The sequence below is a fragment of the Pandoraea norimbergensis genome (genome assembly GCF_001465545.3).
Taxonomy (GTDB): domain Bacteria; phylum Pseudomonadota; class Gammaproteobacteria; order Burkholderiales; family Burkholderiaceae; genus Pandoraea; species Pandoraea norimbergensis.
This window is the reverse complement of the sequence record NZ_CP013480.3, coordinates 3,821,009-3,846,979: the sequence shown is the minus strand read 5'-3', so window position 1 is coordinate 3,846,979 and position 25,971 is coordinate 3,821,009. Positions and strand designations below refer to the sequence as shown.

Annotated in this window: 25 protein-coding genes; 18 read left to right on the top strand and 7 right to left on the bottom strand. The window is 64.4% G+C overall.

The genetic code is table 11. The features are described from left to right. Window positions 1-17: 17 nt before the first annotated feature. The 7 genes from iscU to iscX all read left to right on the top strand — a co-directional run bounded on the left by iscU (window position 18) and on the right by iscX (window position 4,249). Window positions 18-425 carry a Fe-S cluster assembly scaffold IscU gene (gene iscU / locus AT302_RS16845; protein WP_058379416.1) on the top strand — a complete coding sequence of 136 codons (408 nt, stop codon included), beginning with the start codon at window positions 18-20 and terminating at the stop codon, window positions 423-425. 37 nt (window positions 426-462) lie between these two features. Further along, a complete protein-coding gene (iscA, locus tag AT302_RS16840) occupies window positions 463-786 on the top strand; it encodes an iron-sulfur cluster assembly protein IscA (RefSeq protein WP_058379415.1) in 324 nt (107 codons plus the stop codon). Further along, on the top strand, window positions 752-1,036 hold the full coding sequence (locus tag AT302_RS16835; protein ID WP_058379414.1) for a DUF3565 domain-containing protein: 285 nt from the start codon (window positions 752-754) through the stop codon (window positions 1,034-1,036). The genes iscA and AT302_RS16835 overlap by 35 nt, the downstream gene beginning before the upstream one ends. A gap of 100 nt (window positions 1,037-1,136) precedes the next feature. After that, the gene (hscB, locus tag AT302_RS16830; RefSeq protein ID WP_058379413.1) at window positions 1,137-1,667 is read left to right on the top strand and encodes a Fe-S protein assembly co-chaperone HscB; all 531 of its coding nucleotides are present in this window, start codon (window positions 1,137-1,139) and stop codon (window positions 1,665-1,667) included. Between the two features lie 87 nt (window positions 1,668-1,754). Then, entirely contained in the window at window positions 1,755-3,632 is a 1,878-nt protein-coding gene (hscA, locus tag AT302_RS16825; RefSeq protein ID WP_058379412.1) for a Fe-S protein assembly chaperone HscA, read from the top strand. A 23-nt stretch (window positions 3,633-3,655) separates the two neighbouring features. Further along, the gene (gene fdx / locus AT302_RS16820) at window positions 3,656-3,997 is read left to right on the top strand and encodes an ISC system 2Fe-2S type ferredoxin (protein ID WP_058379411.1); all 342 of its coding nucleotides are present in this window, start codon (window positions 3,656-3,658) and stop codon (window positions 3,995-3,997) included. A gap of 57 nt (window positions 3,998-4,054) precedes the next feature. Next, window positions 4,055-4,249: a Fe-S cluster assembly protein IscX gene (gene iscX / locus AT302_RS16815; protein WP_058379410.1), complete on the top strand. Its 195-nt coding sequence runs from the start codon at window positions 4,055-4,057 to the stop codon at window positions 4,247-4,249. A 159-nt stretch (window positions 4,250-4,408) separates the two neighbouring features. On the opposite strand, the gene AT302_RS16810 is transcribed toward iscX, so the two are convergent. Beyond that, the gene (locus AT302_RS16810; protein WP_058379409.1) at window positions 4,409-5,119 is read right to left on the bottom strand and encodes a glycine zipper 2TM domain-containing protein; all 711 of its coding nucleotides are present in this window, start codon (window positions 5,117-5,119) and stop codon (window positions 4,409-4,411) included. Window positions 5,120-5,443: 324 nt separating this feature from the next. Between AT302_RS16810 and AT302_RS16805 the strand changes: the two genes are divergently transcribed. Then, window positions 5,444-6,070, top strand: coding sequence for a hypothetical protein (locus AT302_RS16805; protein WP_058379408.1), 627 nt, complete (start codon window positions 5,444-5,446; stop codon window positions 6,068-6,070). A 119-nt stretch (window positions 6,071-6,189) separates the two neighbouring features. Continuing rightward, on the top strand, window positions 6,190-7,197 hold the full coding sequence (locus tag AT302_RS16800) for a hypothetical protein (RefSeq protein ID WP_157125816.1): 1,008 nt from the start codon (window positions 6,190-6,192) through the stop codon (window positions 7,195-7,197). A gap of 99 nt (window positions 7,198-7,296) precedes the next feature. Here the strand turns inward: AT302_RS16800 and lysS are convergent, their stop codons facing one another. The 4 genes from lysS to AT302_RS16780 form a co-directional block, all read right to left on the bottom strand. After that, a complete protein-coding gene (gene lysS / locus AT302_RS16795) occupies window positions 7,297-8,835 on the bottom strand; it encodes a lysine--tRNA ligase (RefSeq protein ID WP_058379406.1) in 1,539 nt (512 codons plus the stop codon). A 16-nt stretch (window positions 8,836-8,851) separates the two neighbouring features. Next, window positions 8,852-9,331: an Ivy family c-type lysozyme inhibitor gene (locus AT302_RS16790; protein WP_058379405.1), complete on the bottom strand. Its 480-nt coding sequence runs from the start codon at window positions 9,329-9,331 to the stop codon at window positions 8,852-8,854. Between the two features lie 3 nt (window positions 9,332-9,334). Continuing rightward, window positions 9,335-10,439, bottom strand: a protein-coding gene (prfB, locus tag AT302_RS16785) for a peptide chain release factor 2 (RefSeq protein WP_174554614.1) whose coding sequence is annotated in 2 segments (ribosomal slippage) — window positions 9,335-10,366 and window positions 10,368-10,439 — 1,104 coding nt in all. Because the reading frame shifts where the segments join, the coding sequence is not laid out codon by codon here. Window positions 10,440-10,552: 113 nt separating this feature from the next. Continuing rightward, window positions 10,553-10,789 carry a DUF1127 domain-containing protein gene (locus tag AT302_RS16780; RefSeq protein WP_058379404.1) on the bottom strand — a complete coding sequence of 79 codons (237 nt, stop codon included), beginning with the start codon at window positions 10,787-10,789 and terminating at the stop codon, window positions 10,553-10,555. Between the two features lie 227 nt (window positions 10,790-11,016). Here AT302_RS16780 and AT302_RS16775 point away from each other — a divergent pair, with 227 nt between their 5' ends. The 5 genes from AT302_RS16775 (at window position 11,017) to AT302_RS16755 (ending at window position 16,766) form a co-directional block, all read left to right on the top strand. Continuing rightward, window positions 11,017-11,922, top strand: a complete 906-nt coding sequence (locus tag AT302_RS16775; RefSeq protein WP_058379403.1) for a LysR family transcriptional regulator — start codon at window positions 11,017-11,019, stop codon at window positions 11,920-11,922. Window positions 11,923-12,126: 204 nt separating this feature from the next. Further along, entirely contained in the window at window positions 12,127-13,107 is a 981-nt protein-coding gene (locus tag AT302_RS28150; protein WP_058379402.1) for a helix-turn-helix transcriptional regulator, read from the top strand. 176 nt (window positions 13,108-13,283) lie between these two features. Then, complete coding sequence (locus AT302_RS16765; RefSeq protein ID WP_157125815.1) at window positions 13,284-15,560, top strand: TonB-dependent siderophore receptor; 2,277 nt, start codon at window positions 13,284-13,286, stop codon at window positions 15,558-15,560. A gap of 20 nt (window positions 15,561-15,580) precedes the next feature. Next, window positions 15,581-16,291 (top strand): hypothetical protein, encoded by a 711-nt coding sequence (locus tag AT302_RS27665; protein ID WP_058379401.1) that lies wholly within the window; start codon window positions 15,581-15,583, stop codon window positions 16,289-16,291. Beyond that, entirely contained in the window at window positions 16,281-16,766 is a 486-nt protein-coding gene (locus AT302_RS16755) for a cupin domain-containing protein (RefSeq protein ID WP_058379400.1), read from the top strand. The genes AT302_RS27665 and AT302_RS16755 overlap by 11 nt, the downstream gene beginning before the upstream one ends. 51 nt (window positions 16,767-16,817) lie before the next feature. Here AT302_RS16755 and recJ read toward each other — a convergent pair whose 3' ends face one another. Next, window positions 16,818-18,515, bottom strand: coding sequence for a single-stranded-DNA-specific exonuclease RecJ (gene recJ, locus AT302_RS16750; protein WP_058379399.1), 1,698 nt, complete (start codon window positions 18,513-18,515; stop codon window positions 16,818-16,820). Next, window positions 18,512-19,591 carry a hypothetical protein gene (locus AT302_RS16745; RefSeq protein ID WP_058379398.1) on the bottom strand — a complete coding sequence of 360 codons (1,080 nt, stop codon included), beginning with the start codon at window positions 19,589-19,591 and terminating at the stop codon, window positions 18,512-18,514. Before AT302_RS16745 ends, recJ begins: the two co-directional genes overlap by 4 nt. A gap of 228 nt (window positions 19,592-19,819) precedes the next feature. Here AT302_RS16745 and AT302_RS16740 point away from each other — a divergent pair, with 228 nt between their 5' ends. The 4 genes from AT302_RS16740 (at window position 19,820) to AT302_RS16725 (ending at window position 25,864) form a co-directional block, all read left to right on the top strand. Further along, window positions 19,820-21,073 carry a lipoprotein-releasing ABC transporter permease subunit gene (locus AT302_RS16740; protein WP_058379397.1) on the top strand — a complete coding sequence of 418 codons (1,254 nt, stop codon included), beginning with the start codon at window positions 19,820-19,822 and terminating at the stop codon, window positions 21,071-21,073. Further along, window positions 21,066-21,797 carry a lipoprotein-releasing ABC transporter ATP-binding protein LolD gene (gene lolD, locus AT302_RS16735; protein WP_084656284.1) on the top strand — a complete coding sequence of 244 codons (732 nt, stop codon included), beginning with the start codon at window positions 21,066-21,068 and terminating at the stop codon, window positions 21,795-21,797. The genes AT302_RS16740 and lolD overlap by 8 nt, the downstream gene beginning before the upstream one ends. Before the next feature lie 279 nt (window positions 21,798-22,076). After that, window positions 22,077-22,943, top strand: a complete 867-nt coding sequence (locus tag AT302_RS16730; protein WP_084656283.1) for a TatD family hydrolase — start codon at window positions 22,077-22,079, stop codon at window positions 22,941-22,943. A 53-nt stretch (window positions 22,944-22,996) separates the two neighbouring features. Continuing rightward, window positions 22,997-25,864, top strand: a complete 2,868-nt coding sequence (locus AT302_RS16725) for a DNA internalization-related competence protein ComEC/Rec2 (RefSeq protein ID WP_084656282.1) — start codon at window positions 22,997-22,999, stop codon at window positions 25,862-25,864. The last annotated feature ends 107 nt before the right edge of the window (window positions 25,865-25,971 follow it).

Genomic DNA, 25,971 nt, shown 5'->3' with positions numbered 1-25,971 from the left:
CATTCAAGGAGTTAGCCATGTCTTACAGCAAAGAAGTTCTGGATCACTACGAAAACCCGCGTAATGTCGGCTCGTTCGACAAGGGCGACGACGCGGTGGGTACCGGCATGGTCGGTGCACCGGCTTGCGGCGACGTGATGAAGCTGCAAATTCGTGTGAACGAATCCGGCGTGATCGAAGACGCCAAGTTCAAGACCTACGGTTGTGGCTCGGCCATTGCCTCGTCGTCGCTGGTGACGGAATGGGTCAAGGGCAAGACGCTGGATCAGGCGCTCGACATCAAGAACACGCAGATCGCGCAAGAGCTGGCACTGCCGCCGGTGAAGATTCACTGCTCGATTCTGGCCGAAGACGCGATCAAGGCTGCCGTCGCCGACTACAAGCAGAAGCACGGCGAGTCGGCCGAAGCTGCCAAGGCCGCTTAAGTCGTCGTATTCAGTCTTAACAAGGAAGCAGGCAAAGATGGCTGTCACATTGACCGAGAAGGCTGCGCAGCACGTTTCGCGTTATCTGACGCGGCGCGGCAAGGGCGTGGGCCTGCGGCTGGGCGTGAAGACGACCGGCTGCTCGGGCCTGGCCTACAAGCTGGAATATGCCGATGACGTGGAAACCGAAGACACCGTCTTCGAGAGCCACGGCGTGAAGGTGATCATCGATCCGAAGAGTCTGCCGTATATCGACGGCACCGAACTGGATTTTGCGCGCGAAGGCTTGAACGAAGGATTCCGTTTCAATAATCCGAACGTCAAGGATGAGTGCGGCTGCGGCGAGTCGTTCCGCGTCTGACGACGCGCCGGCTCGCGTGATCACCGGCTTTCGTCAGGACGACGAAGGCCAGTGGGTTGCACGGCTGGCGTGTGGGCACGGACAACACGTCCGGCATCTGCCGCCTTGGCAGATCCGGACGTGGACGCAAAGCCCGGCAGGACGCGACGCGATGATCGGCAGTGTGCTGACGTGTCGCAAGTGCCAGCGCGGCGAGCCACCGGATTCGCAAGATGGCTTCGACGTATCCGAAAGTTCGCCGGCAAAGTAAGCGAGATTGGCGCGCCGACGTGGTCGGCGCGGTAGTAGCGTAGGCAACAAGGCGGCGCGAGCCGCTTTTTTTACGGGCTGACGCTAGAGACGATGGTGCAATGACTGCATTGACTGACAACTATTTCACGCTGTTCGAGTTGCCGCAGCGCTTCGCGCTCGACATCGAGGCGCTCGAGACGGCATACCGCGCGGTGCAATCGCGGGTGCATCCGGATCGCTTCGCGAATGCGAGCGATGCCGAGCGCCGGGTCGCCATGCAGTGGGCGGCACAGGCCAATGCCGCGTATCGCACGCTGCGTAACCCGTTGCAGCGCGGCACCTATCTGTTGACCTTGCAGGGCATCGACGTGGGCGCGGAGAACAACACCGCGATGGCCCCCGATTTCCTGATGCAGCAGATGGAATGGCGTGAAGCCATCGACGATGCCGTCGCCGCGCGCAATGTCGGCGCGCTCGACGCGCTGGCGAAAACACTGCGTGACGACCGGCGCACCCGCCTGACGAAACTGGGCGACTGGCTCGACAACGCGGCTTGGCAGCCGGCCGCCGAAGCCGTACGGCAACTGATGTTTATTGCGCGCGCCGAGGAAGATATCGCGCAGCGCATCGAAATGCTGGAAAACGCGTGATGGCCCGGTGCGGCGCCGTCACATGATTCTGAGAACCGCTTGAGAACAAGGGTGCACGCGCCTGCGCGTCGCCCGTATTGCAAAGCCATGGCCCTTCTGCAAATTTCCGAACCCGGCATGTCCCCTGCGCCGCACCAGCGGCGACTCGCCGTGGGCATCGATCTCGGCACGACGCATTCCCTCGTGGCCGCCGTGCGCAGCGGTGTCGCTGAAGTGCTGCCCGACGAACAGGGCCGCGTTTTGCTGCCGTCCGTCGTGCGCTATCTGGGCGGTCCCCGCACTCAGATCGGCTACGACGCCAAGGCCGCTGCCGCCACCGATCCGCGTAACACCATCGTGTCCGTCAAACGCTTCATGGGCCGGGGTCTGGCCGATGTCGCCCACGCCGACAACGCGCCGTACGATTTCGTCGACGCCCCCGGCATGGTGCAGATGAACACGGCCGGTGGTGTGAAGAGCCCGGTCGAGGTCTCTGCTGAAATTCTCGCCACGCTGCGTCAGCGCGCCGAAGACACGCTGGGCGACGATCTCGTCGGCGCTGTGATTACCGTGCCTGCGTACTTCGACGATGCGCAACGTCAGGCCACCAAGGACGCCGCGCGTCTGGCCGGTCTGAACGTGCTGCGCCTGCTCAACGAGCCGACCGCTGCCGCGATTGCCTACGGTCTGGACAATGCGGCCGAAGGCCTCTACGCCATTTACGATCTGGGTGGCGGCACGTTCGACATCTCGATTCTGCGTCTGACGAAGGGCGTGTTCGAAGTGCTCGCTGCGGGCGGCGATTCGGCGCTCGGTGGCGACGATTTCGATCAGGTGATCTACCGCTGGGCCGTGGGCGCTGCGGGCCTCGATGCCGCGTCGCTGACCTCGCAGGACGTGCGCGCGTTGCTCGATCACGCCCGCACCGCCAAGGAAGCACTGACCGATGCGCAAGACGCCGACATCGCGCTCACGCTGTCTGGCGAGCGTCAGGTCGCGTTGAAACTCACGCGCGAGCAGTTCACCGAACTGGGCGCACAACTCGTGAACCGCACCATCGGACCGATGCGCAAGGCGTTGCGCGACGCGGGCATGGGCCCGGAAGACGTCAAGGGTGTGGTGCTGGTCGGTGGCGCGACGCGCATGCCGCAAGTGCGCGCAGCCGTTGCCACGTTCTTCGGCCGTGAGCCGCTGGTCGATCTCGACCCGGATCAGGTCGTGGCGCTTGGCGCGGCAGTGCAGGCCAATATGCTTGCCGGTAATCAGGCCGACGGCGACGAATGGCTGCTGCTCGACGTAATTCCGCTCTCGCTCGGCGTGGAAACCATGGGCGGTCTGGTCGAGAAGATCATCCCCCGCAATGCCACGATTCCGGTCGCACGCGCGCAAGAATTCACCACGTTCAAGGATGGCCAGACGGCCATGGCGATTCACGTGCTGCAAGGCGAGCGCGAACTGGCGGCCGATTGCCGCTCGCTCGCCCGCTTCGAGCTGCGCGGCATTCCGCCGATGACGGCCGGTGCCGCACGCATTCGCGTGACGTATCAGGTCGACGCCGACGGTTTGCTGTCGGTGGCGGCACAAGAGATGCACTCGGGCGTGGCCGCGTCGATCGAAGTGAAGCCGTCGTACGGTCTGGCCGACGACGACATTGCCCGCATGCTGCAAGACAGCTTCGGCTCGGCAGAAACGGACATGCGTGCCCGCGCCTTGCGTGAGCAACAGGTGGACGCCGAGCGCCTGCTCGTGGCCATCGACAGCGCGCTGGCTGCCGACCCTGAATTGCTCGACGCCGACGAGCGTGCCGAGATCGACGGCCTGCTGGCCGACCTGCGCCAGAAGGCGTCGGGTGACGATCAGATCGCGATCAAGGCGGCCACCGAGACACTGTCGCAGGCGACCGACGCCTTTGCCGCGCGTCGCATGGACAAGAGCATCCGCGCAGCGCTGGCCGGCCGGCGCGTGGCGGACATCGACAAACTGTAAGACACACACGGAAACTGCAAGCCATGCCACAAATCGTTGTATTGCCTCACGTTGAGCTGTGCCCCGAAGGGGCCGTGCTGGAGGTTGCACCGGGCACCACCGTGTGCGACGCGCTGCTCATGAACGACATTGAAATCGAACACGCCTGCGAAAAGTCGTGTGCCTGCACCACTTGCCACGTGATCGTGCGCGAGGGTTTCGAAGCGCTGCAACCCGCGGAAGACGAAGAAGAAGATCTGCTGGACAAGGCGTGGGGGCTGGAGCCGACGTCGCGCCTGTCGTGCCAGACGCCGATGCCCGCAGATACCGACCTCGTGGTCGAAATTCCGAAGTACACGATCAACCACGCCAAGGAAAATCACTGAGCGTCGCTGTATAGCGTCGCCCGGTGAGATACCCGACAAGAACGAGGAGCTTGCCCCATGAAATGGACCGACATTCAGGACATCGCGATTGCGCTCACCGACGCGCATCCCGACGTTGACCCGCAATACGTGCGCTTTACCGATCTGCATCAGTGGGTCATGGCACTCGACGGTTTCGACGATGCCGCCGACCGCGCTGGTGAGAAGGTGCTCGAAGCCATTCAGATGGCGTGGATCGACGAAGCTCGCTGATCTGGTGCACCGCAGATCATAGCGATGCCGTTAAAACAAAAGCCGCTCGAAAGAGCGGCTTTTGTGTTTCTGCGACGTGTGCGACGAGCCTGGGAGGCTGGTGTGACGGTGCCTTCCTGAAGGGCGCCGTCAGCAGCCACTGAACAGACCTTGGCGACCTTAGCTGGCGCGCACCAGTCCGTTGCCTTCCAGACGTACGCGGTCACCCGGTTGTACGCCCGGCGCTTGCTGATACGTCCAATAACGGGTCTTGCCGGTGTCCATGCGCACGTAGACGCGATACACGGTGTCCGAGCGCACGTTCTTTTCGACCTCGTTACCGGCCAGACCGCCGCCGAGCGCGCCGACCACGGTCATTGCGGTGCGGCCGTTACCGGCGCCGAACTGGTTGCCGATCAGGCCACCGGCGACGGCACCCCCGACGGCACCCAGACCTGTCGCATGGCCTTGCGTGCGGATCGGCTGCACCGACTGCACCGTGCCGCAACTGGAGCACGCCGCGGCTTGTTGCTGTGCCGGCGGGGCAGACTGTTGCGCGTACGACGGTTGCGGTGCCGGAGCACGCTGCGGCGCTTGCTGTTGCGCGTATTGGGCCTGCTGCGCTGCTTGGGCTTGCTGCTGCGCCTGCTGCGCTTGCTGAGCTTGCTGTGAAGCAGTCGCGGACTGGGCAGGCGTCTGCGGCGGCGTCAGGGCATATTGCGAGTTGGGCGAGTTGGAAGCGTCGCTCGTCGGCGCCGGGCCGTTGGTGCTCTTCGCCGAGGGCAGCACGCCCGTAATGGCGGCGACACCGAGCAAGCTGACGACCACGATGCTGCCGGCGGCGGCAGCGATCAGCGGATGCATGCGACGCGGTTGCAGATCGTTATCCATGTTGTTTTCTCCATCGTGTGGTTGGTGGCGAGCCACCGGGCTGTCCGACCCTTTCTCTTTCCCGGGCGGTGAATGCATCGGAATCCGCTGCATCCGGATGACACCGTGTTAGCGTTCACGGTGCGCATCGAGTGATCTCGCATGTCGGAAGTGTCCGTCACGGCAAGCGCGGCAACCGTTTCATTTTGTAACGCGATGTAAGATGTTTCGCATGGTGGACCACCCGCACGGTGCGTATGTGATGATGTAAGTCAATGAAATACAGGGGATTTTTCGGATGTGTCCTATTCCGGGCACTTGTCGTGCACCGGAACGTCCTAACAAATGAAACAGATCTCGACGCGACTCATGACCGATACCTTGCCACTGCTGGACGCGCCGCTGGACAGCGCGAATCAACTTCATCTCTATCCGTACGTCGTGCCCGGTGATTGGGTAGATGCGTGCGACCCGGGCGGGGACGTCAGCGAACCGTTTTCCGACGACGTTTTCCTCACGCTGGTGATGGATGGCCCTCAGGGCCTGCGCCGTTTGCAAGGCAGCGATCTGGCGGCGGCCGGTATGACGTTCGAAGATGCGTTTGCGCATGCAGCGTCGAATCTGTCGCGCGCGTGGAATTCTCGTCACTTCGAATTCGGCATTGCGTGCCTCGATGACGGCACACATTTCGGGGGCTCGCGCGGCAACTGGATGGCACCGGCGGGCGCCTTGGTACTCGGCAATCTCTATCAGTCGATGGTGGCGCACTTCGGCGTGCGCGAATTCGCTGCGGTGGCGGTGAACCGCACATTCCTCGTGGCATTTCCGACCGATGAAAAGACGCTGTCGTCACTCGCGCTGCGCCAGTTGGTGGAGGAATCGTCGAACGGCTCGATTCATCCCATCTCTCGCACGTGGCTGCGACTGGATGGCGGCTGGCCGTCCGCGTATCGCGGCGTTCCGGTCTTCTGAGCCTCTCGCGGGGGCGTGTTCACGTTTCGCGTAACGCCGCTCAGGTACGCGATAACGCAGAGTGCGCAGAATTCTAGACTCCTTGGCGGCACAATTCGATGCCGCTACAGGAGAAACACATGCCTGCTCTGAGCCCTTCAGGAATGTCGGCGTCGGCGCTGTCCGCGTCGTCGCTGACCACGGTGATCGCTGGTGCGTGGGTTGCGATGTCCGACACCCCACGCGTGGTCTTTGCCGACGATCTTACCGACGTTCGCGTGGCGCCTGACGCACACATCGAACCTGTTCTACGCCATGACGACTGTGCGACGTGGTTGCCCACGCGGGCCCCCGCAGACGTACAGTCGGACGGCCGCACGATCATGCATCTGCATTCCGAGCCTGACCGCATCGGCTTTTTGTCCGAACACAAGGCTGGCGCGTTCTGGGTCGAACTGCTGGATGTGTTGGCGTCAACGGACGGGTGCCCGAACGGCATCGACGGCGAGCCGCTTGTCGAGGCGCTGGAGCGGCGGATGGCGTGTCTGGGCATCGCTGCGACCGAAGAGGCGCAAACATCGAGCGGGCGCGACGAGGGGTTGGGGCAGGGCGTCAACCGCACATTGGAAAGCGAATTTCGCACGGCCGAGTCAATGTCGATTCCCTCGATCTATCTGCGCCGCGACGGCTACCAACCGGGCACCATGGCGGCGCTGGAGTATGACCTGGGCTGGTGGGTACTCATGCCCACCTGGAACCGGCTGACGCAGGTCGATGAAGGCGCATGGCACGACAACCCGAACCCGGCACTGTTTCGCGCGGCCGGACGCGACATCATCGATCGCTTGCCCGTCGACCCGTCAAAGCTCATCACGGCGAGCGGTGTGGCCCGGATACTGTCGTTGCATAGCCACGCGGCGGGATTTTCCAACTGCCTGACGAATGTGACGCGTGTCGCGCCGCGCGCGGGTGAGGGCGGCGCGCCGGTGCCTGCCATCGACACGTCGGTTTTCGAGCGTCGCTGCCCGGGAGACTGGTGGCGCGCTGCGGACGCCCGGCACCCCGGGCGTGATGCGCTCACGTTGCACGCCAACGCATGCCGCGAACGCACGACAACCGATGCGCCGCCTTCGTCCTCTTCTTCTTGAGTCGCATCACCACACGACAGCATAAAAAATGCCGCAGCTTTTTTCGCTGCGGCATTTTCATTCAACCATCCGGCCAAGCGGCTCGAAAGGTCGAGGCGCTTAGTCTTCGCGGCGCAGGTGCGGGAACAGCAGCACGTCGCGAATGTTCGGGCTATCGGTCAGCAGCATGATCAGGCGATCGATACCGATACCGCAGCCGCCCGTCGGGGGCATGCCGTACTCGAGTGCGCGGATGTAGTCGGCGTCGTAGTACATGGCTTCTTCGTCGCCGGCATCCTTCTGCTCGACCTGCGCACGGAAGCGTGCGGCCTGATCTTCCGGATCGTTCAACTCCGAGAAGCCGTTGGCGATTTCGCGGCCCGTCATGAACAGCTCGAAGCGCTCGGTGATGCCCGGCACCGTATCCGATGCGCGTGCGAGCGGCGAGACTTCCACCGGGTAGTCGATGATGAACGTCGGCTCCCAGAGCTGGCTCTCGGCCGTCTCTTCGAACAGCGCCAGTTGCAGCGCGCCCAGACCGGCGTGCTTGAACTGCGGTGCGTCGACCTTCACGCCGTACTTGACCAGTGCACCACGCACGAACTCGATATCGGCCAGTTGCGCGTCGGTGTACTCCGGCGCGTACTTGCGAATCGCTTCGACGATCGTCAGACGATGGAACGGCTTGGCCAGATCCAGCTCGCGACCCTGATACTGGATGGTCGCGGTGCCGAGCGAATCAATGGCGGCGCGGCGGATAAGCGACTCGGTGAAGTCCATCAGCCAACGGTAATCCGTGTAGGCCGCATAGAACTCCATCATCGTGAATTCCGGATTGTGGCGCGGCGACACGCCTTCATTACGGAAGTTACGGTTGATTTCGAACACACGCTCGAAGCCGCCGACGATCAGGCGCTTCAGATACAGTTCCGGCGCAATACGCAGGTACATCTGCATGTCGAGCGCGTTGTGATGCGTGATGAACGGCTTGGCGGCGGCGCCCCCCGGAATCGGGTGCAGCATCGGCGTTTCGACTTCCATGAACTCGGCATCGGTCATGTACTGGCGAATCGATGCGATGGCCTTGGCGCGCGCGCGGAACGTGTTGCGCGTCTCGGGCGAGGTGATCAGGTCGACGTAGCGCTGACGGTACTTGGTTTCCTGATCCGACAGACCGTGGAACTTGTCCGGCAGCGGACGCAGCGCCTTGGCGAGCAGTCGCAGCTCCGTGACCTTGACCGACAGTTCGCCGGTGCGGGTGCGGAACAGCGTGCCGCGTGCGGCGATGATGTCGCCGATGTCCCAGCCCTTGAAGGCGGTCATCGAATCGACGCCGACGTCGTCGCGGCTGATGAAGAACTGGATCTGCCCGCTGCTGTCCTGCACGGTCGCGAAGGCGGCCTTGCCCATCACGCGCTTGAGCATCATGCGACCGGCCACCGACACGGCGACGGGTTCGGCTTCGAGAACGTCGTTCTGCGCGTCCACGTAGCGCGCCTGCAAATCACCGGCGTGCTGCTCAGGGCGGAAATCGTTCGGGAAGGCGACGCCCTCGGCACGCAGTGCCTGAAGTTTCTCGCGACGTTCCGCGATGAGCTTGTTGTCGTCTTGCGGGGCGTCGTTGGCCTGGTCTTGGGCCGGAGTGTTTTGATCGGTCATGGTGCGAACGATGAGGTTATTCGGTAAAGCGCAGCGTGTGGAGCAGGGCGTTTTTGAGCGAGCCGTCAGGTGAGCCCAGCCAGATCAGTTCGGTGCGATCCTGATGCACGCCGGCATTGGCGGCAGCACTCGGATCACGCACAAACAGCGCCGCGATCGACTGCGAGCGCGGTTCGTACAAAATATGGACATACTCGCTCGGGCAGTCGTGCGGCTTGCAACTCTGCACGAGCAGCCAAGGCTTGCCGGCCACCGTCACGCGTTGCGACGGTGTCGACGTACCACCCTGGCGCACCCACGTCGGCAGGTTGCGCGGCGTCACGATGCGCGTATAGGCGCCCGAAAAATCCGGACGCTTGAGTAATTCGTGCAGATACGGCCCCGTGTCGGGGCTTGGACCCGGCGCGCCCGGTGTACTGGCCGGGCCCGCCATGGCAGCGCGTTGCAGACACAACGCACCGACCACCCACACGGCTAGCGTGCGGACAAACGCCATTCCTTACACTCCCTGCTTGAGACTCGCGGAGATGAAGTCGTCCAGATCGCCGTCGAGCACCTTGCCGGTATTGCCGGTTTCCACGCTCGTGCGCAGGTCTTTGACGCGCGACTGATCGAGCACGTACGAGCGAATCTGATGGCCCCAGCCCACATCGGTCTTGCTCGACTCCAGCTTGTCTTGTTCGGCGCGACGCTTGCGCATCTCGTGTTCGAACAGGCGCGAGCGGAGCATGTCCCAGGCTTCGGCGCGGTTGCGGTGCTGCGAACGATCGTTCTGGCAGGCCACGACGATGCCGGTCGGGATGTGCGTCAGACGCACGGCGGAGTCGGTCTTGTTGATGTGCTGACCGCCCGCGCCCGAGGCGCGGTACGTGTCGGTACGCACGTCGGCGGGGTTGATGTCGATCTCGATCGAATCATCCACTTCCGGGTACACGAACAGGCTGGCAAACGACGTGTGGCGGCCGCCCGACGAGTCGAACGGCGACTTGCGCACCAAGCGGTGCACGCCAGTTTCGGTACGCAGATAGCCGTAAGCGTAATCGCCGGTGACTTTCAGCGAGGCGCTCTTGATGCCGGCGACGTCGCCGTCCGACACTTCGAGCACTTCGGCCTTGAAGCCCTTGCGTTCGCAGTAGCGCAGGTACTGGCGCAGCAGCATGCCGGCCCAGTCGTTGGCTTCGGTGCCGCCGGCGCCGGCCTGAATGTCGATGAAGGCGTTGTTCGGGTCGGCTGGGTTGTTGAACATCCGGCGGAACTCCATGTCGCCCACACGGGCGGCGAGCACCTGCGTGTCGCTCTCCAGCGCCACCAGCGAGTCTTCGTCGCCTTCTTCGCGGGCCATGTCGAACAATTCCTGCGTATCGGAAAGGCCAGCGTCGAGCTCAGTCAGGTTGGTGACGATGCTGTCGAGCGCCTTCTTTTCCTTGCCGAGTGCTTGCGCACGCTTGGAATCGTTCCAGATGTTCGGATCTTCGAGTTCTTTGTTGACTTCAATCAGGCGGGCTTGTTTGACATCGAAGTCAAAGATACCCCCTGAGCTCGCCGACGCGGGTGCGCAGGTCGGCGAGGAGGGATTCAAGTGCGTTTAGGCGTTCGGCTTCCATGTGTGATGACAGGTGCGAATTCGGTGAAAACCGCGATTATAACGCAGCGAAGGCCCCAATCCGGGGCCTTTTGGCGACTATCGACGCATTCCACCTGCCTTGACGGCAACGGCTCAGCGCACCGACGTATGGCGCAGGCCGAACGCGTCGCGGGCATAACCGATGTCGGCGAGCGTGGCGTCGTCGAGTGCGGCGAGGGCTTCGGCTTGCAGCCCTTGCTCGTAACGCACGCGCCACTGATCGACGGTGCGGAAGAAGAGGCTCAGCGGGGTGGTCTGCACGAGCACGGCAGACGGCACGCGGGCATTGGCGGCATTAGCGGCATTAGCGGCAGACAGCGGGCGGAACATGATGTGACTTCCTTTTCAGGGGCGTTACGCAGTGCCAGTGGCGGGATGCTGTGGCGGCAACGCACTAGGGATAACCCGAAGCTTATGCTTTCCGCCGGTACTAAAAAAGTGAAATGTTGAGTATGATTTCTTCACTATTATTGAAGTGTCGACGCGCAATGAGGGTCAGATGTTTTGGCCGCGGCGCGCGACGGCACACCACCTGATCACTCAACGAGCCCGGCACCATGGATTTCCTGCAACTTCAGACCTTCAAGGCCATCGTCGACGAGGGCAGTGTGCTGGGCGCCGCCGAAGCCTTGCACTGTGTGCAGTCGAACGTGACGGCCCGCATCCGCTCGCTGGAACACACGGTGGGCGTGAAGCTGTTCCACCGGCAGGGGCGGCGTCTGCAACTGACACCGAGCGGACGCACCTTGCTGGGCTACGCCGACCGGATTCTGGCGCTCTCGCGCGAGGCGAGCGCGGCGTTGAATCCGTCGAGCGAACCGTCGGGCGACTTCTCGCTGGGCGCGATCGAATCGTCGGCGACGTCGCGCTTGCCGGCGGTGCTGGCGCGCTTTCACGCGGCGTATCCGAAGGTGCGGTTGAATCTGGTGACCGATACCTCGCTCAACCTGCTAGATGAGATTCAGCATGGCCGCGTGGACGCGGCGCTGATCGCGGGCACGGCGTGTCTGGAAGCGCAGGCGCAAGCGGTGGTGGTGGCTGATGAAATCTATCGCGAGCCGATCGTGCTGGTCGCGCCCGCGCGAGCCGACACGGTGCACGAAGCGGCAGATCTGGCAGGCGCCACGCTGCTGATGTGGCCGCCGGGGTGCCCATACCGCGCCACGATGGAGCAATGGCTGGCGGCGAACACCGTCACGCCGGGACGCATTCTGAGCTACGGCAGCTACGCAACGATCGTGGCGTGCGTGGGCGCGGGTGTCGGTTACTCGCTGGTGCCACGCGGCGTGTATCTGCGTTACCGGCAGGAGGCCGCCATCGTCGGCCACGCGCTGGACGATCTGGCCGCCGTGCCCAATTTCTTCGTCCGGCATCGCGGCGTGGATGTGCATCCGGCGCGCGAAGCGTTCCTGAAGGTCATGCGGGAATACGTGTCGGAAGCGCAGGGAGCGCCGGTGGTCTGACGTTCCCGCGTCATGCGAAAGCGCGATGACTGGATTGCCTTAGTTTCGTCATCAAATGATAATGTGTCTCATTAACATTTGATGACGGAAACGACGATGTCGCGAGCACGGGTGGCAGGTGAAGAGGTTTCTGGCCGAAGCGCCGTCCGAAGCGCGATGTGCTCCGGCATGCCACGCGATTCGCATGATTCGCACGATTCCCACATGTCGCACGCATTAGCGCCGTGGCACCGCTCGTTCGATCTCGATGGATTGTCGCTTTCGAAAGGCGTTCAGCATGCGAGTGCTGGCGAGTCCGTTCGTGAATCGCTGGCGGCGGGCGACATCAAAATCGTTTTCCTGCTCGATGGCACGTTGCAGTGGGGCGCTTGCGGCGAGCCGTTGCTCACGGCGGGCGCGGCCAGCGTCAACGTGTGCTTTGGTGCGGCGTCGTTCGATATCGACAATGTGTATCGCCACGCGGGGGCGTTGCGGTATTGCAGCCTGCGGTTGTCCGAAGACTATCTGCGCGCGACATGCGGTCTCGATGCGAACGCCCTGACACATCGATGGCGCGACGCGGCACATGGCGCCAGCCACCGTCACCACCCGAATGAATCACGCGTGATGGGCGATTGGGCGGGAGACAGCGCGGTGCTGACGCGCGCGATGAATGCCGACGAATGGCGCTGGGCGAGTGCCATGGCATCGACGCCGGAGAGTGACGACGCCGACCGCACCTCGACGATGTCGTCGTCACCCGATGTCGATGCGCCGTGGCAGCGTCTGGCGCTAGTCGCGCAAACCTTCGAAGCGCTGGCGCGCTGCGCGGCTTTCCAGCCAACCGCAGCAACGCCGGCGAAGGGGGAATCCGCGCGTCAGGTAACGCTGCGCAAAGCCTTGCTCGCTGCCCGAGAGTTGCTCGACGCGCAATTGCAGACACCCCCGTCGCTGCCGCAACTGGCACGCACCGTCGGCATCAACGTCAACAAACTATGCGAAGGGTTTCGCGAGCAATTCGGCACCACCGTGCACGGCTACGTTCGCGAGCGACGTCTGACGCAAGCGTTTGCCCTGCTCAGCGCCCGCCGCATCAGCGTGAGCGAAGCGGCGTGGCAGTGCGGCTATACCGACTCCCACTTCTCGAAAACCTTCCGCGCGCGCTTCGGCATGCTGCCGCACACGCTGACGCGCGAGGGCGTGTAGCCGTCCACGCGCGAATAACCCGACGTCAAAGCGCCGCACACCGTCCTTCGGTGCGCGGCGCTTTGACGTGTGCGACGTCCGGAAGTGCGAGCGACCGGGGGTATTTGTGACGCAATCGCCAGTGTTGGTGATGCAAGCGCGAGTGCATTCGTTTGCGCCTCGGCACGATAGCGGGATTGATTCTCAATCTCGTTGGTGTGCTGCTGATGTCTTCGAATATTCCAAGTGGTTTCAACGCAATGCCGACGGTGGCGCCCGGGGTGTGGCGTGCCGTCGCGATGGCGGCGCTAGCCGTTGTGATGGGCGCAGGGGCGATGCCTGCGATAGCGCAGGAGGCGAGGCCTCCCGTCGCACTGAGCGATGTCGATCCGCAGGCCGAACCGATCGGTAAGTCGACCGCTGCTTCAACCGCTGCCTCGACCGCCGACACGGCCGCGCTGCCGACGACCCACGTCAGTGCCTCCGTGACGCGTGATCCGGCGGCGCAGGGTTCGGTGCTCGGCAAGCTCGCCCCGTCGGTGCGCGATTTGCCGCAAACGGTGACCGTCGTCGACCAAAAGCTCATGGAGCAGCAGGGGGCGCACAGCATTGAAGATGTGCTGCAACAGGTGCCCGGCATCACCGTGCAGCCCTATGTGTTGCTGACCACCGCGTTCTACTCGCGCGGTTTCAAGCTCGACGCCTTCGAGCAAGACGGCGTACCGGTGCTGATGGCCAACACGGCGGCCGGGCCGCAGGACATGACGCCGTACGAGCGTGTCGAAATCATTCGCGGCTCGACGGGCCTCTTCCACGGCACCGGCAACCCGGGCGGGTTGATCAACCTCGTGCACAAACTGCCGGGCAAGACGTTTGCCGCATCAGCGGCGGTCACGCTAGGCAGTTGGGACCGATATCGTGAAGAAGCCGACATCGGCGGCCCGCTCAACGCCAGCGGTTCGTTGCGCGCACGCGTGGCCGTCTCGGACGACCGGCAGCACATGTATTACGACTTCGGCAAGCAGCACGCCACTACGGTCTACGGCGTGGCGGAGGCCGACCTGACGTCCTCCACGTTGTTGCGTGTTGGCGTGCAGCACCAACGCACTACATCGACACCGAACCTCGCAGGCGTGCCGTTCTCGACGAAGGGCGGCGATCTGAATTTGCCGCGCTCGATCTTCCTCGGCTCGTCGTGGGACACCTTCGACTGGACCGAAACGCGTGTCTTCGGCACGCTCGAACAACAGCTCGGCAACGGCTGGGCCGCCAAGCTCTCGGCGAACTATCTCGACGCAGGCGGCGACCTGAAATACGGCGTCGCGTTCGGTGCGATCAATCCGGTGACGGGCACGGGCAGCCAATTGACCGGAGCGGCCTACCGTTTCGACAACACGCAGACTGGCGTGGACTTGCAGGTCGATGGGCCGGTGAAGTTATTCGGCCGCGAACACCATCTGCTGTTCGGTCTGCAACGCCTCGAAGCGACCACGCAGCAGCGCAGCGCGGCACTGGTGCCGTCGATCAACGGCAAGCCTGTCGACATCTACCGCTGGGATCCGAATTCGATTGGCGAGCCCGCGACGAGTCCGTTCTCGACGGTGACACCGACGCGCACTGTGCAGAACGGCGCTTATGCGATGGGCCGCATCCGGCTTGCCCAGCCGCTCACACTGGTGCTCGGCGCACGCGTGTCGTGGTGGGATCAGCACGCCCCCGCGAGCAGCTACCGCACCGGCGCGAAGGCCACGCCGTACGGCGGGCTGGTGTTCGATCTGAACGACAAGTGGTCGATTTACGCGAGTTACGCCGACATTTTCCAGCCACAGACTGTCCTCGATGCGAGCAACAGCCTGCTCAAGCCGATCACCGGTGCGAGCTATGAGGCGGGCGTGAAGGGGCAGTTGTTCGACGGGGCCCTCGACGTGTCGCTCGCCGTGTTCCGCATTCGTCAGAAGAACCGCGCGCAGACCGACCCGAGCGTGCCGTGCGTGGGCACGACGTGCCGTTACATTGCGTCGGGTGAAGTGCAGAGTCAGGGCGTGGAAATGCAGGCCAGCGGCCAGATCACGGATGCCTGGAACGTGTTCGCCGGCTACACCTTCAACACGACGAAGTACCTGAGCGACGCCACGATGCAGGGGCAATCGTTTGCGGACTTCGCGCCGCGCCATCTGCTGCGCGTGTGGACCAACTATCAACTGCCGTTCGACGGGCGGCGCTGGAGCGTGGGCGGCGGCGTGGACGTGCAGAGCGAGACGTCGGCCACTTCCAACGGCATCGTGCTGCGTCAGGGCGGCTACGCGACGCTCAATCTGCGCGCCGGGTATCGCTACAACAAGCACGTCTCGGCCTCGTTCAACGTGAACAACGTGTTCGATCGCCGCTACTACCAGAGCCTGTCGAACGCGAGCTGGAACAACCACTACGGCAATCCGCGCAGCGTGATGTTGACGTTGCGAACCGACTACTGACACCCACGAGGAATGCCTTCATGAAGCACTCGACCTATTTCATCCGCCCCACGTTGGCCGCCTGTCTGCTGGCGGCCACCGCGAGCCTGCCGATGTCCGGCGTGGCTCAGACCGCAGTGATGCAAGCGCCGCAAGCTGCATCGATCTGTGGCACGTCTGCCGTCATGACGACGACGTTGCAGGGCACGTATCAACTCGAAGGGGAAGGGCCTTTGCCTATTGCACTGGTACTGGCACCGCGCGACGGGGCCACCGGGGTCGGTCCACGCACGTTTCAGGTGACCGGGCTGGTCTCGGAAGGCGAGCACCGGTTCGGTGTGTCCGGGACGGCTTATTGCACGGGCGCGGCAGGGAAGGCGGGCAATGAGACGCCCGCGACGCTGGCCTTCGACATCACCATGAGCGGTGGCTTCCACGACACCCCGGTCGACGACGAGCTGCGGCGCGCTTGGCCGGCGGGCAAGGCCCCCAAGCGGGCGAGTTCGGTCGGCACGAGCGTCGTGCACGCGGAAGTGGCGTTGTCGTCGATGCAGGGTTGGGCCGAAGCGATGCGCACGATCGTGTTGACCGGCCAGCGGGTGATGGGGCCGCGTCATGTGTCGGCAACGGTGTCGTTTGCGAGCGCGGTGGCCCCGGTGATCCCGGTGATCCCGGTGATCCCGGTGACCCCGGTGACCCCGGTGACCCCGGGTAATGGCACGGCCTCGGGGCAGGCGGGCCATGTGCGCTGAGACCACCGGCAACGTTGGCGACGATGGCGATGACGGCGATGACGGCGAATGTGAGCGCGGTGATCTAAGTCACGATAGCGAACGCGCGCTGGGTGCGCGTTTGCCTTGGGCCTGCGGCACGGGGCGCGACGCGTTGGTCGGGCTCTACGATGACGGCATGCTCGCTACGCTGGCAACACGCAGTGGAGCGCGTCGGATGATCGGCATATTCGATGCGCCCGACGATGCCTCGGTGCATGCCGACGTCTGGGAGTGCCACGAAGCGGGCGATGAACTGCTGATGGTGGCGCGGGGCAAGCTCGCAATCGATTACGTCGATCTGGCGGGCGTCACCCGAACGTTGGCGTTGGCCGGGCCGCGGCTGGCGGTGGTGCCGTCGCGTTGCTGGCACCGGGTGCGGGTACTCGAACCGGCAGTGCTGGCGTTCATCACGCCAACCGGCCGCACGCGGCGCGCAGCGGCGCCGTTCGGATGAGAAACGTGTCCGTGAACGTTTCACGGACACGTTTCTCTGCGACTCTCTGCTTTACGCCTGTGCGTGCTCGACGATCATTTGCACGCGCGACACGCCGTTGAACGTGTCGGCGGCCAGCCGGTAGGCAAATCGTGCGCGGCTCGGCAGCGTGTCGGCATGATTGAACCAGATCGCATTGAAGCGCATGCGGCCGCGACCGAGTTGCAGCTTCAGGTGCTTGTCCTTGAGGATGGCCTGCGAGAGCACTTCGAATTCGCCCGAGAACACCGGCGGCGGAAAGCCTTGGCCCCACACCTGCGCATCGAGCAGCGCCACGAACGGCGGCACGAAGCACTCGTCGCCGATGTCGCCATCGGTCTCGATCACGCGGGACAGGGTCTTCTCATCGAGCCATTCCTGCCCGACCGCTTCGAACGCTGCCTGAAAGCGTGTCAGATCGTCCGCAGCAATCGTCAGACCGGCAGCCATGGCGTGGCCGCCGAACTTGCCGATCAAGCCGGGTTCGCGCTTGGTCACGAGGTCGAGCGCATCACGCAGGTGAAAGCCCGGAATCGAGCGCCCGGAACCCTTGATCTGGCCATCGTCGCCCGGGGCAAACACAATCGTCGGGCGGTAAAACTTCTCTTTCAGGCGCGCGGCGACAATGCCGATCACGCCCTGATGCCATGTCTCGTTGAAAGCACACAACGTGGTGGCAGCGCGGGGATCGAAGCGGGCAAGATCAGCCAGCGCTTCCTGCTGCATACCGGCTTCAATCTCGCGACGTTCGCGATTCATCGTGTCGAGTTCTTGCGCAAGGGTCCATGCCCGGGCGTCGTCGTCGGTCAACAGACACTCGATACCGAGCGACATATCGGCCAGACGTCCGGCGGCGTTCAGACGGGGGCCGAGACCAAAGCCCAGATCGAAGCTGCCAGCCTGCCGGGCATTGCGAGCCGCCGCACGGAACAGCGCATTGATGCCGGGATGCATACGTCCGGCGCGCATACGTGAGAGGCCCTGCGCGACCAGAATCCGGTTGTTGGTGTCGAGCTTGACCACGTCGGCGACGGTGCCCAGTGCCACCAGATCGAGCAGGGTGTCGAGACGCGGTTGCTCGCGGGCGTCGAACGCCCCGCGTTGGCGCAACTCGGCCCGCAGGGCGAGCAACACGTAGAACATCACCCCCACACCGGCCAGATTCTTGCTGGGGAATTCACAGCCCGGCTGGTTCGGATTGACGATGCAGCGCGCGTTCGGCAGTTCGCTGCCGGGCAGGTGGTGATCGGTAACGACGACTTCGATGCCGAGCGCTTGCGCCGCCGCCACGCCGTCGAGGCTGGCGATGCCGTTATCGACGGTGATCAGCACATCCGGCGGGCCCAGCTTGCCGCGGGCGGCAAGTGCCACGATTTCGGGCGTCAGGCCATAGCCGTATTCGAAACGGTTCGGCACGAGGTAGTCGACTTTCGCACCGAACATCCGCAGGCCACGTACGGCCACGGCGCAAGCCGTCGCGCCGTCGCAGTCGTAGTCGGCTACGACGAGCATCTGCTTGCCCGCCGCGATGGCGTCGGCAAGAAACACGGCGGCGTCCTGCGCGCCCTTGAGCTGTGTGGGCGGGACCAGCCGCGTCAGTGCTGTTTCGGTTTCTTCACTGGCGGCAACGCCGCGCGAGGCGAACAGGCGTGCCAGCACGGGGTGCACGCCGTCGCGGGCGAGCGTGTCGGCAATACCGTCGTCGACGATGCGGGTGACGATGTCGGTCATGTCACCTCCTCGCCAACGCGGGCGAGCGGCAGCAGACGTGCTGCGAGCGGCTGGCGACGCCAGAACTTGCGCAGGTCGCCGCTTCGCGACAGGATCGTCACGCTGTGGCTGTCGCCGCAGAGCGTGAGGCTCACTTCGCGGGCATTGCCTTTGGCGAGCCGTTCGAGGGCGGGCGCCAGCCAGAGGCGGTCGATTTCGACGAGCGCATCGCGCCAGCGGGCCCAGTCTTCCATCAGGAAATGGGACGTCAGGGTATCGATCTGGACGAGCGTTCGGCCATTGGCGGCGTCAATCCCGGCGGCGGTGTCGTGCAAGGCAATTTGCAGATGACGGGCGAGTCCGCGCGTGGCGGGCGCGTCGGCGAGCACCGTAACGCACGGCCGGTTCAGGCGCGGCGCGGCGATGCGCTGCCCCCCGGCGTACAGCCAGATGGCGTTGACCGGCGGCAGACCGCGGGCTTCGCGAGCCTGATTGGCCGGATGGTCGTACCACGCCATCTGCACCTCGTTCTGCCACTTGCGCCACGTCAGTTCCGCCTTGCCTTGCGGCAGCCAGATGTCGACGTTGCGGCCGGCGGCGCGTGCGGGTGACGCTGTCAGCAGGTCGCCCAGCACCGGTGCGCTCAGATACCAGCGGTCGGCGCGCGGCGCGATCAGTTCGCCGCCTTCCTCGGCCAACAGGGCGTGGGCGGTGGCGAACAGCGCGGCCGAGTCTTCCTTGCTCAGTTCGAGCTCGGCAGGGTCGGTCAACACCAGATGATCGGTGGCGATATGGATGTGCGCGGGTTGGGCGCAGTACCAGAAGCGCGTGTCGAGCGAGCCGCTGTCTTCAAACAGCATGAACGGCGCGAGCGGCGCCCGGGCTGGGCCGCCGGGCAGGCCAAAGGCGTCGGCCAGCCAGCGCTCGTGCGGGAGCGTGGGGACAAACGGGTCTTCGGGGATGTCCTGCGCCGACTGGACACCGCGCGCGAGCAACTTTTCGAGCGCAGGCAACTCCAATCCAGCCAGCAATGCAGGCAAGTGGGCCGACGCGGGCAGCGCGAACGGCAGAAGAAAGTGCAGGGCAGGTGTATCCATGTCGAGGCGAATTGTATGGCAAACTTCGCGCTGGCAGTTGGGTGACCCTGACGTCAGGTACGGAACGTGCTGCCTGCTGCGACGCCCGCAACACCTGTAACACCCTCCCGGCGCCGGGTACGGCTCGGGTGGCAGTGGCGCAAGGTGCCGCCGCAAACCGTCGCAACAAGCCGTCGCCGCGCGGCACAGCATGTTCCGATCGATCCTTATTAAGAATCAGGAATCCGTTTGAAATTCCCATACGAATGGCAGATCGGCTGGCGCTACACGCGCACCGGCAAGCGATCCTCAGGCAACGGTTTCATCTCCTTTATTTCGTTCATTTCCATGGCCGGCATTGCGCTGGGCGTGGCGGCACTCATTGTGGTGCTTTCCGTGATGAACGGCTTCCAGAAGGAAGTGCGCGACCGCATGCTCTCCGTGCTGGCGCACATCGAAGTGTTTGCGGTCGACGGCAACCTGCCGGACTGGCAGCGCACGGCCACCGAAGCGTTGCAGAACAAGAACGTGATTGCCGCCGCCCCGTACGTGGGCGAGCAAGCCATGCTCACGCGCGATGACAACGTGCGCGGCGTGGTGCTGCGCGGCATCGTGCCGAGCGAAGAGGCCAAGGTATCCGATCTCGGCAAGCAGATCACGGGCGGCACGCTCGCGAACCTGACGCCGGGCAGCTTCGGCATCGTGCTCGGCAGTGAGCTGGCGCGCGGTCTGGGGGTGATCGTCGGAGACAAGATCACGCTCGTCGCCCCGCAGGGCACGATTACCCCAGCGGGGGTGCTGCCACGGGTGAAGCAGTTCACCGTGGTGGCGATCTTCACGGCCGGGCATTACGAATACGACAGTTCGCTGGCGCTGATCGACCTGCATGACGCCGAAACGCTCTTCCGGCTCGACGGACCCACCGGCGTGCGGCTGAAGATTCAGGACATGGAGCAGGCGCCGATCGTGGCGCGCGAACTGGCCAAGTCGCTGACCGGCAACATGTGGGTGCGCGACTGGACGCAGCAGAACAAGAACTGGTTTATCGCCGTGCAGACCGAGAAGCGGATGATGTTCATCATTCTGACGCTGATCATTGCAGTAGCGGCGTTCAATCTGGTGTCGTCGCTGGTGATGACGGTGACCGACAAGTATGCGGACATCGCGATCTTGCGCACACTGGGGGCGCAGCCTCGCTCGATCATGAAGATCTTCATCGTGCAGGGCGTGACCATCGGCTTTATCGGGGCGCTGCTCGGCATTGCGCTGGGCTGCTTCATCTCGGTGAACATCGGCGTCATCGTGCCGTTCATCGAGCGCATGCTGGGCATTCACTTCCTGCCGCAATCGATCTATTTCATCAATGAACTGCCTTCGGATCTGCAATCGTCTGACGTGATCCGCATTGGCGTGATTTCCTTCATTCTCTCGGCACTGGCGACGATCTATCCGAGCTGGCGTGCCTCGCGCGTCAAACCGGCGGAGGCCCTGCGCTATGAGTAAAGCTAACGTGGCGACCACGCCGAACATCGCCCCGGGTTTCACCTATGACGGCCCGGTGCTGCGCGCCCGCGATCTGCACAAGACGTTCCGTCAGGGCGAACTCAATGTGACCGTGCTGGCCGGGGCCAGTCTCGATGTGGCCGCCGGTGAGAAGGTGGCGATCGTCGGGGCGTCGGGCTCGGGCAAGAGCACGTTGCTGCATGTGCTGGGCGGTCTGGACGACCCGTCGCGCGGCGAAGTCTCGTTGCTCGGTAAGCCGTTTTCGACGCTCGGCGAGCGCGAAAAGACCAACCAGCGCAATCAGTCGCTGGGGTTCGTGTATCAGTTCCACCATCTGCTGGCCGAGTTCACGGCGCTCGATAACGTGGCGATGCCGCTGCGCATTCGCCGGATGCCGACGGAGCAGGCGCGCGAAGTCGCCATGGCGATTCTGGAGCGCGTGGGGCTGGGCTCGCGGGTCAAGCACCGTCCGGGCGAACTGTCGGGCGGCGAGCGTCAGCGCGTGGCCATGGCGCGCGCGTTGGTGACGCAGCCGGCGTGCGTGCTTGCCGATGAGCCGACCGGTAATCTTGACGGACATACCGCCGAGAGCGTGTTTTCGCTGATGCTGGAGTTGTCGGAAACCCTCAAAACCAGCTTCGTGATCGTGACGCACGATATCGATCTGGCCCGACGCTGCGACCGCGCACTGCGGCTTCGCGACGGGGTGCTGGAAGCGGCTTGAGTGGGGGGCGGGTGCCATCCACCATCGACCATCGGCATGAGTCAGTCGCCGTGAATGCCAAGTAAGACACGCAACGCCGGGATGATCCCGGCGTTTTGCTTTCTGAGAGGGTGATTTTTCGGTCCCGACGGGTGAAGTGAGGGGCGAGAGGGAAGGTGCCATGCCGCTTGTTTCAGCAGATTCCGAGGGGTGGACGCGGCGTTGTCCGATGGTCACGAAACGCCGGGCGTGCGAGCCTTGTCATCGCCCCGTAGAATTAGCGCTCAAGGACACCTGACCATGTGGATCGATACCCATTGCCATCTCGACGCCGGTGAGTTCGACGTCGACCGCGACACCGTCATTGCCGACGCGCAAGCCGCCGGCGTGCACGGGCTTGTCGTGCCCGCTGTCGAATGTGCGACGTTCGACGCCGCGCGCGCCGCCGCGCACGCAATGCCGGGCGGTGCTTACGCGCTTGGCATTCATCCGCTCTACACGCCACGAGCGAAGGACGAGGATATTGCGACGTTGCGTCGCGCGGTTGAGCAGGCGATGGGCGACCCCCGCTTCGTCGGCATTGGCGAGATCGGCCTCGACTTCTTCGTCAAGACGCTCGATCCGGTGCGGCAGCAGTTCTTCTACGTCGAGCAACTGAAGATCGCCCGCGATTTCGACTTGCCGGTCATTCTGCATGTGCGGCGCTCGCAGGATGCGCTGCTCAAACAATTGCGCATTTACACGCCCCGTGGCGGGATTGCGCATGCGTTCAACGGCAGCCGTCAACAGGCGGATATGTTCATCGAGCGCGGTTTCTGTCTGGGGTTTGGCGGGCAGATGACGTTCGATCGCGCGTTGCAGATCCGGCGGCTGGCGGTCGATCTGTCGCTCGATGCACTCGTGCTTGAGACCGACGCTCCCGATATCGCGCCTGAATGGCGCTACAAGCAGCGCAACAGCCCGGTCGAACTGCCGCGCATCGCGAGTGTGCTTGCCGAGTTGCGCGGCGTGACGCCTGAGATGCTGTCGGCGGCCACCTGTGCCAACGCGTGGCGTGTGCTGCCGCGCTTGCCCGGCGCCATGGCGATGGCGCCCGGCGAGGTGGGCGGCGCTGAGGCCGCTTTCCTTTCTCCTCGTTCCCCTTCCAGCGAGTCCGGTTCGCACTGACGCGTCGTCGTCGTCGTCGTTGTGAGGATCTTTTGCCGTGACGCGGTGACGTCATGAGAACTGTGCTGCTCGCGTGGGTCGCCGGTATCTGGTGGCTGCAACAGTCGGCGGTGCTGCCCTCGACGCCATGGCTTGCCGTGGCCAGCGTCGTTGCGGGTGGTGGGCTGATGGCGGTTGGGGGCTGGCTGTGGGTGAGGTGGCAAAGCAGGCGGTACTGTGCAGCCCGGACGGCGGACGGGGCTGTTGCGGGGGGATGTCCCGAGCTTTCCCTGTGCGCTTGGCAGTCTGCATGTGTCTTGATTGCTTTGGCGCTATCGGTCGCCGTATTGGGCTTCACATGGGCCGCGCATCGTGCCGGTCAACGTTTGGCCGACGCCTTGCCGGTGGCGATGGAAGGCCGGGACATTATCGTGACAGGCGTTGTCGCCTCGTTGCCGGTCGGTACCGGCGGCGGATTGCGCTTTGTCTTCGATGTGGACGCGGCGTTTCTTGAAAAAAGAGGGCGCGAACGCAACGGCGAACTGCGGGAGCGAGCGGGGACTTTTGACTCATCCGATGCCGAGCCGAGGCGATCCGTGGTGGCTGTGCCGAGTCGCATTCAGCTTGTCTGGCCGGGGCAAACGGGCAGAAGCCAGCGCCATGTTCCGAGGGCGGGCGAGCGGTGGCGATTGCCGGTGCGGCTCAGTGTGCCTCGCGGCTTTGCCAACTGGCATGGCTTCGATGCAGAGTTCGCCGCGTTTTCGCAAGGGATTCGTGCCACCGGCTATGTCCGGGCTAACGGCAGTCGCGCAAGTCACGGTCCCGACGGTAGACGTGATCCCGGCGGAACACGCGATGCAGTAGGGCAGTCGGTGCAACGCGGCGCGTCCGCCGCGCGCCGCCTCGATGCCGGCCCCGTGCCCGGTTACCGGCTGGCCGCGTGGCGTGAGCGGTTGCGTGATGACTTTCGTGCCGCGTTGGCGCCTGACGCGCGCTACGGCGGTGTGCTGATGGCGTTGGCGCTGGGCGAGCGTGGCGATATCGCGCCAGACGATTGGCAGATATTCGCCGATACGGGCGTGAGCCATTTGCTGGCGATTTCCGGCCTGCACGTGTCGCTGGTGGCCGGGGCGCTGGCATCGCTGGCCGGGTATTTATGGCGGCGCTCGTTTGGATTGCCTGCCGGGTTGCACATCGGGTTGCCGCTATGGTGGCCCGCGCCTAAGGCAGCCGCCGTTGCGGGGCTGGTGGCGGCAGTGGCCTACGGCGCCATTGCCGGGTGGGGCGTGCCGGCGCGACGGGCCGTCGGCATGGTGGCGATTCTGGTTCTGGCGCTGCTGACCGGACGTATGGCCGCGCCGTCGTACGTGCTGGCGTGGGCGCTCGCTGTCATCGTCGCGTTGGACCCGTGGTCGGTCGTCAGCCCCGGCTTGTGGTTGTCGTTCGGCGCCGTCTCCGTGCTGGTGCTTGCCGGACGCCGCCGAAACGAAACCGAACGTCGCCGCACGACCGGGGGAGGGCAAGCGCAGTCGCCGTCGGCGGATGATCCCATCGTCGACCGGTTCGACCAGAGTTTGCTCACGCGGTGGCGACAAGGGTTTCGGACGCGGCTTGGGCAGGCGGCGCGCGCGCAACTCGCGATCACGCTGGGGATGGTGCCGTTGACGCTGGCATGGTTCGGGTCGGTGCCGTTGCTTGGGCCGCTCGCCAACGCCGTCGCCATACCGGTCATGACGCTGATCGTCACGCCGCTGGCGTTATTGAGTTTACTGTTGCCCGCAGCGGCGGCGCAGGTCGCGCTTGCCGTCGCCCACGGCACCGTCGTCTGGCTGGCGGAAGGGCTGCGGATGCTATCGCAATGGCCTTGGGCGGTCTGGCGTCCCGGCATTGCGCCGGTCTGGACGATTGCGCTGGCGGCTATCGGCGTGGGGGCGTGTCTGTGGCCCGCGCCGGGTTGGGTGCAACGCACGGTGGCACGGTGGGTGACGCTGCGGCTTACCGGTTTCGCGTTGCTGTGGCCCGCCTTGCTTTCATCGCCACAGCGGCCCGCCGCAGGCGATTTTCGCGTGACGATGCTGGATATTGGGCAGGGCAACGCCGTCCTCGTCGAGACAGCCACGCGCACGCTGCTGTTTGATACCGGTCCGCCGCTGGGCTCGCGCGCGGATGCCGGGCAGTACGTCGTCGTGCCGTATCTGCGCGCGCAAGGTGTGGCTCGGCTCGACGGGCTCGTCGTGAGCCACGCCCACGACGACCACTACGGCGGGGCGCGAAGTGTGCTCAAAGCGTATCCGGCAACCTTGATGTTGTCGTCGTTGCCGGGCTCGCATCCTGTCCGAGGCGCGGCGCAGTCGCATCGCACGTGCCGGTCGGGGCAGCAATGGACATGGGACGGTGTGACGTTCCGATTCCTGCATCCCGATACGCCGACCCTGCGCGCCGGGTGGGCAGGGCAAATCGGCCCAAACGGCCTCAGTTGCGTGCTCCGCATCGCCAACGGCCGTCACAGCGCGTTGCTCGCCGCCGACGCCGAAGCGCCGCAGGAGCAACGCTTGCTGACGCGGTTTCGCCGAAGTCTGCTGCATGCCGATGTGCTGCTCGCCCCGCATCATGGCAGCCTGACGTCATCGACCCCGGCCTTCGTGAAAGCGGTGGCCCCGCGCCACGTCGTGTTTCAAACGGGCTACCGCAACCGCTTCGGACACCCGCGCCCGGCGGTCGTCGGCCGTTATCGCGACGTGGGGGCTCGCGTTTGGCAAAGCGTCCAGCATGGGGCGGTGCGGTTTTCCTTTTCGCGTCGGGGGATCGACGCGCAGGCCTACCGCGACGTCCATCGGCGATATTGGTCGGCGTGGCCGGTTGACGATTCAGGTGTTTCGCCGGCCGCAGCCCCGTCCGATTCGACGGAAACCTCTACCGGTCGCGGGCGGGCGGTTCGCTAGAATGGTCCGGCGAGCGCGGCCAATCGGCGCCGAATACGCCGAGGGGCGTTGACGACATGCGTTGACGAGTGTGTCGTTTCACGCGGGGGCGCGCCAAGACCAAAAGA